The organism is Methylibium sp., assembly GCF_031393925.1.
Lineage (GTDB): Bacteria > Pseudomonadota > Gammaproteobacteria > Burkholderiales > Burkholderiaceae_C > Methylibium.
Window position 1 is genome coordinate 1 of record NZ_JANMWL010000026.1, and the last position, 11815, is coordinate 11815.

General features: G+C 67.9%; 7 protein-coding genes and 1 pseudogene. 3 read left to right on the top strand and 5 right to left on the bottom strand.

The genetic code is table 11. The features are described from left to right. The 5 genes from RMO12_RS01700 to boxC all read right to left on the bottom strand — a co-directional run. Positions 1-1097: NAD(P)/FAD-dependent oxidoreductase (locus tag RMO12_RS01700; RefSeq protein WP_309637971.1), on the bottom strand; the 1097-nt coding region annotated here is incomplete at its 3' end. A gap of 180 nt (positions 1098-1277) precedes the next feature. Then, positions 1278-2831 carry a 3-hydroxyacyl-CoA dehydrogenase gene (locus RMO12_RS01705; protein WP_309637972.1) on the bottom strand — a complete coding sequence of 518 codons (1554 nt, stop codon included), beginning with the start codon at positions 2829-2831 and terminating at the stop codon, positions 1278-1280. A gap of 8 nt (positions 2832-2839) precedes the next feature. Beyond that, on the bottom strand, positions 2840-4141 hold the full coding sequence (boxA, locus tag RMO12_RS01710; RefSeq protein ID WP_309637973.1) for a benzoyl-CoA 2,3-epoxidase subunit BoxA: 1302 nt from the start codon (positions 4139-4141) through the stop codon (positions 2840-2842). Positions 4142-4193: 52 nt separating this feature from the next. After that, positions 4194-5621: a benzoyl-CoA 2,3-epoxidase subunit BoxB gene (boxB, locus tag RMO12_RS01715; protein ID WP_309637974.1), complete on the bottom strand. Its 1428-nt coding sequence runs from the start codon at positions 5619-5621 to the stop codon at positions 4194-4196. Positions 5622-5751: 130 nt separating this feature from the next. Beyond that, positions 5752-7449, bottom strand: a complete 1698-nt coding sequence (gene boxC, locus RMO12_RS01720) for a 2,3-epoxybenzoyl-CoA dihydrolase (RefSeq protein ID WP_309637975.1) — start codon at positions 7447-7449, stop codon at positions 5752-5754. A 376-nt stretch (positions 7450-7825) separates the two neighbouring features. Here boxC and RMO12_RS01725 point away from each other — a divergent pair, with 376 nt between their 5' ends. From RMO12_RS01725 to selB, 3 genes and pseudogenes are all read left to right on the top strand, one after another. Continuing rightward, on the top strand, positions 7826-8371 hold the full coding sequence (locus tag RMO12_RS01725; protein ID WP_309637976.1) for a TlpA disulfide reductase family protein: 546 nt from the start codon (positions 7826-7828) through the stop codon (positions 8369-8371). 223 nt (positions 8372-8594) lie between these two features. Then, a pseudogene (locus tag RMO12_RS01730) lies at positions 8595-9965 on the top strand (ABC transporter substrate-binding protein). A 140-nt stretch (positions 9966-10105) separates the two neighbouring features. Further along, positions 10106-11815 (top strand): selenocysteine-specific translation elongation factor (gene selB / locus RMO12_RS01735; protein ID WP_309637977.1); only part of this gene is annotated, 1710 nt, incomplete at its 3' end.

Sequence of the window (11815 nt, forward strand, 5' to 3'; positions counted from 1 at the left end):
ATCGGCGAGCGGCGCACGTCCACCAGGCTGACGTTGTCGCGGTTGAAGGTTTCGTAGTAGCCGGTGTCGGCGCACAGGCGCTTGGTGCCGAACGGGTAGCCCCGGGGCGTGAGCAGTTCAGCCACCGCCGGGTCGCGCACCTTCTCGCGGATCTTGCCGCGCGCGAAGTCGGCGAGCGTGTCGTTGGCCTCCTGGTTCACCAGCAGGTCGGCGAACGAGGTGTAGAAGGACAGGCCACCGTGGTTCCAGCGCGCTTCGTATTCGGCGAGCCGCTCATCGAGCGTCACTTCGAGGGCGCGTCGGGTTTCTGCCGGCATCGCCACGATGCCGACGTCGGAGTCGCGTTCGCGCTCTCGCAGGTCGGCGTAGTTCGCCTTCTGGCGACGCCGCTCCTCCGAGGTGAGCGAGCGGTTCCAGGCCGGAATGCTGAAGTTGGGCGTGCGCTGGAACACGCTCAGGTGAAGGGCCTCGCCGGCGATGTGCGGTATCGCCTGGATGCCCGACGAGCCCGTGCCGATCACGCCGACCCGCTGACCGGAAAAGTCGACGCGCTCCTTGGGCCAGTAGGCCGTGTGGTACTGCGGGCCTTTGAAGTCGGCCAGACCCGGGAAATCGAGCGGCTTGGGCGCCGACACCGAGCCGGTGGCCATGATGCAGAACTGCGCCGTGACGCTCGTGCCGCGGTCGGTGCTGATCAACCAGCGGCTGTTTGCTTCGTCGAACACCGCCGCGGTGACGCGCGTCTCGAACTGGATGTCGCGCCGCAGGTCGAAGCGGTCGGCCACGTGGTTGATGTAGCGCAGGATTTCCGGCTGGTCGGCATAGCGCGCGGGCCAGTCCCACTCCTGTTGCAACTCGTCGCAGAACGAATAGGAGTATTCGATGCTTTCGATGTCGCAGCGCGCGCCCGGGTAGCGGTTCCAGTACCAGGTGCCGCCGACGCCGTCGCCGGCTTCAAACAGGCGCGCCGAGAAGCCCTTCTTGCGCAGCATGTGCAGCGCGTAGAGACCGGCGAAACCGGCGCCGACCACGACGACGTCGAATTGCGCGTCGGCCTTGGAGCCCGCTGAAGTTGCGGAAAGCGTTGTGTTCACCATGTCATTGCGTCCTTGCGCGGTTGAACCCTTCGTCGGCCCGCAAAAAGAAGCGACCCGGGCCGCCAGCGGGATTGCCGATCATCGTGCCCTCGGGGCAAGTCGGCGCCCCTACCCCGCAGGGTAGTTTTCGGGCGATCAACTTCGGGATAACCCGCAATGGCGACGCCGGCGGAGCCTACCCTAGCCCTCGGCCGCCTTCATCCACGCCCGCTGGCGCAGCTCGGGGCTGACGCGATAGCGCTCGCCGCGGTAGTGCGCGTCCAGGTGGTCGAGCAGGCGGACCACGTCGCGCACGTCCCAGCGGGCGAGCCATTCGAACGGGCCTTCGGGGTGGTTGACGCCGAGCTTCATCGCCAGGTCGGCCGCCTCGGGCGTACACACGCCTTGCAGCACGGCGTCGGCCGCTTCGTTGACGAGCATGGCGACGGTACGGGCGACCACCAGGCCGGCCGCGTCGCCCAGGCGCTGCGGGCTGAAGCCGGCCGCCGCGAGCCAGCGCGGCGCGAGCGCCTGCCAATGCTTCGATGCCAGCGCGGCAGCGCTCCAGGCGAGCGCTGCGCCGGTGCGCGTCGCCCCAATGGTGCCGGGCAGATCGAACAGCGCCACATCGCGCGCGCCCTCGCTGGCCGCCACCTGCAAGGCCGGGCGGCCGTCGGTCAGGCGCAGTTGGGCGCCGTCGGCGGTCAGGCCATGCCAGCCGCTGCCTTGCTCTCGCGTGAACGGCCGGCCGGCGGCCTCGAGCGCCTCGGCCCAGCGTTCGACCGCAAAGCCGCTGCCGTGCAGCACGACAGCCCTGGCATCGGGCATGTCAGCCGACTCGAGTGCCGTAACTGACGCAGGCGCCGACGATGGCGTGGCCGCCGCCGGATACGCATAAAAACCGCGCCCCGATTTGCGCCCGAGCAAGCCGCCATCGACCAGCTCGCGCTGCACCAGCGAAGGCGCAAAGCGCTTGTCGCCGAAGTTGGCGGCGAACACCGACTCGGTCACCGCGAAATTGGTGTCGTGGCCGATCAGGTCCATCAGCTCGCACGGTCCCATCCGAAAGCCCACGGCGCGCAAGCACTCGTCGAGCACGGCCGGCGCAGCGGCGCGCTCGTGCAGCAGCGCCAGCGTCTCGGCGTAATAGGGCCGCGCAATGCGGTTGACGATGAAGCCCGGCGTCGAGCGCGCATGCACCGGCTGCTTGCCCCAGCGCCGCGCCAGCTCGAACACGGCGCCCGCGACCGCCGGCTCGGTCTGCAGGCCCGACACCACCTCCACCAGCTTCATGAGCGCCACCGGGTTGAAGAAGTGCATGCCCACGCAACGCCCCGGATGCGCCAGGCCATTGGCCAGCGCGGTGACCGAGATCGACGAGGTGTTGGTCGCGAGCACGCAGTGCGGCGCGACGATCTCCTCGAGCGAGCGCAGCAGGCCACGCTTGGCCTCTAGATTCTCGACGATCGCCTCCACCGCCAGCGCGGCGTCGGCGGCATCGGTCAACGCCGCGGCCGGGCGAATGCGATCGAGCGCAGCCGCCGCGGCAACGGCCTCGAGCTTGCCCTTGGCGACCAGCGCCGCAAACGTTTCGGCCAGCTTGCGCTTGGCGTCAACCGCGGCGCCCTCGCGCGCATCGAAGAGGCTTACGGCGTGGCCGGCCTGCGCCGCCACCTGCGCGATACCGGCGCCCATGATGCCGGCGCCGATCACGAACACCGGTGCGCCCGAAAGCTCGAGAGAGGGGTGGGTCATCGGCGGCTTCAGTAGGTTTCGAGGTGCAGGCGGCCCTCGCGCGCGAGCGCGCCGCCGAGCGTCTCCCACGCCAGGCCCGCCGCCTCGGCCACGTCGCGCAGCGCCAGCACCACGCCTTGTTCCATGCTCTTCAAGCCGCAGACATAGATGAAGGTGTTGGCGTCCTTCAAGAGCGCGGCGAGGTCGGCCGCGCGTTCGCGCATCAGGTCCTGCACATAGCGCCGCGGCTGGCCCGGCGTGCGCGAGAACGCGAGGTTGACGTCGATGAAGTCGTGCGGCAGCTTCTGCAGCGGCCCGAAGTACGGCAGCTCCTGCTGCGTGCGCGCGCCAAAGAACAGCATCAGCTTGCCGCCCTCGAACTTGGCGGTGGCGCGCAGGCGCCGCCGCCATTCGGTCATGGCGCGCATCGGCGCGGAGCCGGTGCCGGTGCAGATCATCACGATGTTGGATCGGGGGTGGTTGGGCATCAGGAAAGAGCTGCCGAACGGGCCGATCACGGCGCACATGTCACCCACCTTCAGGTCGCACACGAAGTTGGACGCCGCGCCGCGCACCGCCTTGCCCTGGTGGTCTTCGGTGACGCGTTTGACCGTGAGCGAAACGTTGTTGTAGCCGGCGCGCTCGCCGTTGCGCGGGCTGGCCACGGAATATTGGCGCGCGACGTGCGCGCGGCCGTGGGCATCCACCCCCGGCGGCACGATGCCGATCGACTGGCCTTCGAGCACCGGGAAGGGCATGGCGCCGAAGTCGAGCACGATGTGGTGCGTCTCGCTCGCGAAGCCCGCCTCGGTGCAGTTGAAGTTGCCGGTCACCGTGGCGGTGGTCGGCCGCTTGGGGCCGTAGAGCTTGGTGTAGGCGTGCGCTGCCGACCAGGGCGGCAAGGTCGCGCCGAAGGCGGCGGAGTCGAACGGTGTGTCGCCGCTTGCCGCGCCGGACCCAGGCGCGGCAGGCGCGGCGGGCGCATTGGGCGCAGTGGGCGCAACGATCGCCCCATCGCCCGGCGTCGACACGCCATGCTCGGCCAGTTGCTCGGTGCTCAGTTCAAGCGGCAGTTCGTCCCAGGTCAGCTGCGCCTCGATCGAGTAAGCCTCGGCCAGCGGCATGCTGCGCCAGTTGTCGATCGAGCCGGTGGGGCACGGCGAAATGCAGGCCATGCAGCCGTTGCAGACATCGGCGCGAACCACGTAGTTGCGGTCGTCATGGGTGATCGCGCCGACCGGGCAGGTGGCTTCGCAGGTGTTGCAGCGAATGCAGATCTCGGGGTCGATCAGGTGCTGCTTGATGACCTGGGTGTCGGTGGCCATGTCCATGGGAACCCTCTCCGAACGGCGCCCTCTCCCGAAAGGAGCGGGAATGAATGCGTTAACCGAACCGCACGTACTCGAAATCCACCGGCTGCCGGTTGATGCCCATGGCCGGTGGCGCAATCCAGCCGGCAAACTTGCCGGGCTCGACCACGCGGCCCATCAACGATGCCACGAAGGCGCGGTCATCGGCGCTGGGCAGCCAGGCCTTCTCGTGCGCCGCCCATTCAAGCTCGCTCACGGGGCGACCGTCGGGCGATACCTTCACGCCGGCCAGCGCGCCGATCTGGCGGTGAAAGGCCTTGTGCGGCACCTGCAGCCGCGTCGCGATGCCGGCCTTTTCGATCACCTTGTTCCAGCGGCCCACGCCGGCCACCGAGTCCTTGATGAAGTCGTCGCGCAGCACCTCGTTGAGCGCATTGAGCATCGGCACCTCCTTCTCCACCAGCTGCCCGCCCTGCACTTCGAGCACCTTGTAGTGCTGGCCCTTGAGCACATGGTCGTCGCCCCGCTTGCCCTCTTCGTAGCGGCCCTTCAGGCCCGAGCTGTAGAAGGTGGCGGCGTTGCTCGACTGGTCGGCGCCGAACAGGTCGATGGTGACGCTGTAGTGGAAGTTGAGGTAGCGCTGCAAGGTCGCGAGATCGATCACGCCGGCCGCGCGCACGGTGGCGGCGTCGTCGGTCTTCAACTCATTCATCACCTGGCAGGTGCGCGTGATCACCCGCGAGATGCCGCTCTCGCCCACGAACATGTGGTGCGCCTCTTCGGTGAGCATGAACCGGGTGGTGCGCGCCAGCGGATCGAAGGCGCTGTCGGAGAGTGCGGCAAGCTGGAACTTGCCGTCGCGGTCGGTGAAGTAGGTGAACATGAAGAAGGCCAGCCAATCGGGCGTCTTCTCGTTGAAGGCGCCCAGGATGCGCGGGTTGTTCTCGTCACCCGAAGTGCGCTGCAAGAGCGCGTCAGCTTCCTCGCGGCCGTCACGACCGAAGTGCTTGTGCAGCAGGTAGACCATTGCCCAGAGGTGGCGCCCTTCTTCGACGTTGATCTGGTAGAGGTTGCGCAGGTCGTACATGCTCGGTGCGGTCAGGCCCAGGTGGCGCTGCTGCTCCACCGACGCCGGCTCGGTGTCGCCCTGCGTCACGATGATGCGGCGCAGGTTGGCGCGGTGTTCGCCGGGCACGTCCTGCCACGCCTTTTCACCCTTGTGATCGCCGAACTGCACCTGCCGCTCGGCGTCGCCGGGGTTGAGAAAGATGCCCCAGCGGTAGTCGCGCATCTTCACGTGACCGAACTGCGCCCAGCCGCCGGCGTCGACGCTGACTGCGGTGCGCAGGTAGACGTCGAAGTCTGTCGAGCCCTCGGGGCCGACGTCGTCCCACCAGTTGATGAAGTTGGGCTGCCACTGCTCGAGCGCGCGCTGCAAGCTGCGGTCTTGGCCGAGGTTGACGTTGTTGGGAATCTTCTCGCTGTAGTCGATGGCGGACATGAAGTTCTCCGTGGAGCTTGCTGCTTGCTGAATGGCTCCCTCTCCCGCCGTGGCGGAACAGGGTCGGGGTGAAGGCGGTGCGCGGCTCCGGCGTGGCCCTCACCCCGCCTTCTCTCAAAGGGAGAGGGAGTCAAACTCGGTTCAGGTCGAACTGCGCCTTCTCGCCGGTGCCGTAGACCTTGAGCGCGCCCTTCGCGCCTACGGCGTTGGGCCGGATGAAGATCCAGTTCTGCCAGGCCGAGAGCCGGGCGAACACGCGCGTCCACATGTTCTCGGGGCCGTTGAAGCGCAGGTTGGCCTCCAGGCCGCTGAGCGCGTCGGGCGAGAGCGCGGCGCGCTCCTCGCGCGCGATGCGAATTTCGTCGGCCCAGTCGATGTCGTCGGGCGCGGCCGTCACGAGGCCGAGCGCGAGCGCGGCGGCGGCGTCGAGCGCTTGGCCGATGGCGTCGCGCGCGGCCGCGAGCGGCAGTACCTCTTCATAGAAGCGGCGCTGCAACCTGGATTGGCCGGTGATCATCGGCAGCAGGCCGAAGTTGGCCTCGCCGAGCGTGAGCCGGGGCGCGGCATCGGACGCGTCCGGCAGTGCCAGCATGTAGGCGCGGTCGGCCGCGAACGCGAACTCGGCAAAGCTGCCGGCAAAGCAGGAGTCGCGCTCGATCAGCGCGAACAGGCTGCGCGAGGACACATCGAGCCGGGCGAAGGTACGGCGCAACAGGCCGATGGTTTCGCGCACGAACCAGTGCTCGCGGTGGGCCAGCAGGCTGGCGTCGGCCGCGAGCACGGCCTGGGCATCGCCCGCGGTGGCGAGCAGCCAGCAGCCGATGTCGAGCTCGTTGGTGCGCAGGTGCAGGAGCGCGTCGTCGAGTTCGCGCGCGAACTGCAGCGGCCACCACGCGGCGCCCGCGGCCATGATCGCGGCGATGTCCTGCGGCGGCGGCTCGGTCGGCGCCTTGGCGGTGATGGTGGCGCTGCGCCGGGCGCGGTCGATCTGCACGTCCACGTAGGCGTAGTGCAGGCCGGTGGGGTCGGCCGTGCGCTCGATCGGCGTCAGCGCCACGCCCTGGGCGCCCTGCCCCGGCCCGGGCCGCTGGCTCTTTGCGGCCAGCGCCAGGGCGCGTTGCTTGACCGCCTGCGCGAAGACGGCCGGCTTGGCGATGGCGTCGACCAGCCGCCAGTCGACCGCCTTTTGCCCGCGCACGCCTTCGACGCTGATGCAGAAGATGTCGGCCAGGTCGTGGCGCACCTTGCGCTTGTCGGTCACGCGCGTGAGGCCGCCGGTGCCCGGCAGCACGCCCAAGAGCGGCACCTCGGGCAAGGACACGGCCGACGAGCGGTCATCGACCAGCAGGATCTCGTCACAAGCCAGCGCCACCTCATAGCCGCCGCCCGCGCAGGCGCCGTTGACGGCGGCCAGGAACTTGAGGCTGCCATTGCGCGAGGAATCTTCGAAGCCGTTGCGCGTCTCGTTGGTGAACTTGCAGAAGTTCACCTTCCACGCATGGCTGGACAGGCCCAACATAAAAATGTTGGCGCCCGAGCAGAAGATGCGCTCGCGCCCTCCGGTGAGCACCACCGTCTGCACTTCGGGGTGCTCGAAGCGCAGGCGGTTGACCGCGTCGTGCAGTTCGATGTCCACGCCCAGGTCGTAACTGTTGAGCTTGAGTTTGTAGCCGGGGCGGATGCCCCCTTCTTCGGCCACCGCCATCGACAGCGTGGCAATAGTGCCGTCGACGGCCAAGCGCCAGTGGCGGTAGCGCGAGGGGTCGGTGCGGTAATCGACCGACAGCAAGTCGGGTGCAGCGGGCTCGGCGGACAAGGTGGCGGTCATGGCGTTTCTCGGCAGCGGGAGGTCCAGAAACATGCAGCATGGTGCATGTTAGCTCGACTGGGCATCATAGTTCACGTCTCAACTGCGATCAAGTCCCGCGCATCGGACGATAAAGAAGATTTAACGACCGGCGCGTCCCCACTGCAGCGCTGTTTTATGCACTATGTTGCATGCCTGGTCATTGAATGCCGATCGAGCGGCGGCGCTGCTCGAGCCCGGCTGACTCACCAGACACCCAGCCGGGCGACAAACCGGTTCGGGAAACCTCGGGGCAGCCCGTGTCAAAGCGCCGCCTACATTGCTTCGATTAGCGCGCTAATCGATCGTGGTCGGTCGATGTCGTGTCTCGGTCAGGCGAATTTGCTGGAGTGATGACATGCCGATCTGCAAGGCGGGCGCGTTGGGCGCTGCGACGATGGTGGTGGTTTCGCTCACCTTGACCGCCCTGGGGAGCGGCGCGCTGGTCGCGGCCGGCGCCGCTCGCGCCGCGACTGCGGCGCCCAGCGCGCAGCCGCTGTTTGCCGCGAGCTTCCCGGACTTCGAGCGCAATTTGCAGCCGCTGGCGCAGTTCAGGGGCAAGCCCATGGTCGTGTACTTCTGGGCAACCTGGTGCAAGTCGTGCAAGCAGGAGGTGCCCGAGCTGATGGCGCTGCACAAGAAGTACGGAGCCAAGCTCTCGGTCATCGGTATCTCGGCCGACAACACCGACAAGGTGCGCGAATTTGCGCAGCAGCACCAGATCAACTACACGCTGCTGCTCGGCAGCAACGACGCCATCGCACTCTCCAAACAACTCGGCAACAGCGTGGGCGGCCTGCCGTTCGCGGTGGTGGTCGATGCAAAGGGCAACATCGTCCAGACCGTGTTGGGCGAGACGAAACCAGGCAAGTTCGAGGAGCTGGTTCGCCCGCTGGTGCAATGACCGGCGGTCGGTGCAGTAAGGGTTAGACATCAACCACAAGGAGACGATCGAAATGAAGCTTGCCCCTGGTCGAGTCTTCGCACCGCGCCTGAAAGGGCGCCTGCGGAGCTTGGCGATGGCGGCCGCGTTGGGGACTTCGGCGTTTGCAGCAATTGCTGCAACGCCGGTCATCACCGTGGTTGACCCATCGCCCGTGAACTGGTTGTCCATCACCTGGAACACCATGGAAGAACTGGTGCGGGTCGACAAGGACGGCCGCACCGTGCCCACCCTGGCCGAGAGTTACCGCTGGGTCAACGACACCACCATGGAGTTCAAGCTGCGCAAGGGCGTGGCCTTCCAGGACGGCGAGCCCTTCAACGCGAAGATGTTTCGTCGCAGCTTCGACGAGGTGCAAAAGTCGGAGAACCCGCATCCGCCGGGCGCCTTCTTGAACTTTGCCAAGGACACCAAGCTCGAGGTGGTGGACGACTACACCGTGCGCTTCGTGTTCCCGAGCACCGACAGTGCCGCGGTCATGAAGTTCCGCGGCATGCACGTCGCCAGCACCAAGTTCTGGAACACCAACGGGTTCAAGAACAAGAAATCTGGCAACGCCGAAGGCAATTGGTGAGTGATCGACGAACCGGGTCCGTGGGGGACTGGTCCGTTTGTCTTGAAGGAAGGCGCTTCGGTGCTGGACAAGCGTTCACCGACGCTGACCTTGGAGCCGAATGCGAACTACTGGAACAAGGCGCGCATGCCGAAGGCCACGTTCGTGTTCGACAACGTCATTTCCAAGGCTGAAGCACTCGAGGAGGTCGCAAAAGGCGGCAAGGTCGACATCGTGACCGAGCTGTCACCCGCCGAGGCGGTGGCACTGAAGAAGAGCAGCAAGGCCAGCGTGGTCGAGAGCAAGTCCAAGACCGTGCTGGTGGGTGTGCTCAACCGCAATGCGCCGAACTCGAAGTGGGGCGACATCAAGCTGCGCAAGGCGCTCAACATGGCGGTTGACCGGGCTGCGGTGGTCAAGGAGGGGGCGATGGGCTACGGCACCGTCATCTCTTCGATGATCATGCCCGGCCACTTCGGCCATGAAGCGTCGTTGAAGCCTTATGCCTACGATCCGTCCGGCGCTGGCAAGACGCTTGCGGCGGCGGGCATCACCAGCGTGACGGTGGTGGCGGGCGCGGGTCAAAAGGGCGTGGTCGAAGCCATGAGCAAGAGCCTGGCCAAGGCCGGGGTCAAGGTCGTGGCCGACTACTCCGGCGCTCCGAAGGGCGACGCCTGGGACGTGTGGCTGGTCGAGCATTTCGACTGGTCGCCCGAGTACCCGTATGGCGTGGTGTTCCGCGAGTTCTTCGGCAAGGACGGGGGCTTTCGCAAGATGCCCGAAGACGCCGAGTTCGCGGCCTTGGGCGCGAAGATGCTCGCCGAGAAGGACAAGGGCAAGCTCGAGAAGCTCACGGCGCAGATGAACCGTTATGTGCATGACCAGGCCAACGTCGTGTTCCTGTACGCGCCTTCGAAGCTGTATGCGGTGAGCAACCGCGTCAACTTCGTGCCGTACAAGACATGGATGCTGGAGTTGGCGGAAACGACGGTGAAGAAGTAGCCGCGGCGGCCGAGTCGGGGCGCGGCATTGCTGCGCCCCGGCCTGCCGACCAAGGGCCCGCGGCGACGCGGGTTTTCGCTAGAACACAAGGAGCCCGCGGCAACGCGGGCTCCTTGTCATTGGGCCCACACGCAGCCATCATGATCGTCGGCACCGCAGGTCACATCGACCATGGCAAGACCTCGCTGGTCAAGGCGCTGACCGGCGTCGATGCCGACCGCCTGAAAGAAGAGAAGGCGCGCGGCATCACCATCGACCTCGGTTACGCCTACCAGGGGCTGCCGGGTGGCGGTGTGCGGGGCTTCGTCGACGTGCCGGGGCACGAGAAATTCATCCACAACATGCTGGCCGGCGCGCCCGGCATCGACCATGTGCTGCTGGTGGTGGCGGCCGACGACGGGCCGATGCCGCAGACCGTCGAGCACCTGGCGATCCTCGGCCTGCTCGGCCTGGAGCGCGGCGTCGTAGCGCTGACCAAGATAGACCGCGTCGACGCCGCCCGGCGCGACGCCGCGGTGGCCGAGGTGCGTCGCCTGCTGGACGGCCGTGCGCAAGCCGGCTTCGAGATCATCCCGGTGTCGTCGGTGAGCGGCGAAGGCATCGCCGCGCTGAGCGCGCACCTGCAGGCGGCGGCAAGCGCCGCAGCCGACGCACACGGCCGCGACGACGCGCCGTTTCGCCTGGCGATCGACCGCGCGTTCACGCTCGCCGGCATCGGCACCGTCGTCACCGGCACGGTGTTTGACGGCACGGTGACGGTGGGCGACCCGCTGATGATCTCGCCGTTCGGCGTGCAGGTACGCGTGCGCGGCCTGCATGCCCAAGGCCGCAAGGCCGAGCGCGGCACGCACGGCGAGCGCTGCGCCATCAATATCACCGCACCCCAGCTCGACCGCCGCGACATCGCGCGCGGCCAGTGGCTGCTGGCACCCGCCCTGCACGCGCCCACGCAGCGCATCGACGCGCGCCTGGCCTTGTTGCCGGGCGAAGCGCGCGCGCTGGCGCATTGGACGCCGGTCCACGTCCACCTCGGTGCGGCGCACGTCAACGGCCGCGTGGCGCTGCTGCAGGGCACGCCGCTGCAGCCCGGACAAGACGCGCTCGTGCAGTTGGTGCTCGACCAGCCGCTCGGCGCCTTGCACGGCGACCGCTTCATCGTGCGCGACCAGTCGGCGCGGCGCACGCTCGGCGGCGGGCGCGTGCTTGATGCCTTTGCGCCCGAACGTGGCCGGCGCAAGCCGCTGCGCGCCGCCGTGCTCGCCGCGCTGGAAGCGAGCACGCCCGAGGTCGCGCTCGGCGCCCTGCTGCAGTGCTCGCCGGCCGGCGTCGACCTCGCGTGGTTTGCGCGGCTTCACAAGCTGACCGATGGCGCGCTGGCGCCGCTGCTCGACGCCGCGCACGCACACCTGCTGCGCGCTGGCGGGCTCGCCTGCGCCTTTAGCTCGGCGCACTGGCAGCAGCTCGCCGAGCAGGCGCTGACCGCGCTCGCTGCCTACCACCAACGACAGCCCGACAGCGCCGGCGCCAACCTTCAGGAGCTGCGCAACCTGATGCCTCAGCGCCCGGGCGTGGCGGTGGTGGCGAGCCTCATGGACACCGCGCTCGCGCAGCAACGCGTGCTGCGCATCGGCCCGCGCTATCAGCTCGACGGCCACCGCGTGAGCCGGGGCGCCGCCGAGCAAACGCTGTGGGAGCGCGCGCGGCCGGTGCTCCACGGCGCCGGCCTGGCGCCGCCGCAGGTGCCCGAGCTGGCGCGCGATCTGCACGTCGGCGAAGACGCGCTGCGCACCCTGTTTTGTCGGCTCGCGCGCATGGGGCAGTTGCACCGCGTGCGCCGCGAGGTGTTCTTC

Coding starts and splice junctions, on each gene's coding strand:
- RMO12_RS01705 (WP_309637972.1), bottom strand. CDS start 2,831: ATGACCCACCCCTCTCTCGAGCTTTCGGGCGCACCGGTGTTCGTGATC.
- boxA (WP_309637973.1), bottom strand. CDS start 4,141: ATGGACATGGCCACCGACACCCAGGTCATCAAGCAGCACCTGATCGAC.
- boxB (WP_309637974.1), bottom strand. CDS start 5,621: ATGTCCGCCATCGACTACAGCGAGAAGATTCCCAACAACGTCAACCTC.
- boxC (WP_309637975.1), bottom strand. CDS start 7,449: ATGACCGCCACCTTGTCCGCCGAGCCCGCTGCACCCGACTTGCTGTCG.
- RMO12_RS01725 (WP_309637976.1), top strand. CDS start 7,826: ATGCCGATCTGCAAGGCGGGCGCGTTGGGCGCTGCGACGATGGTGGTG.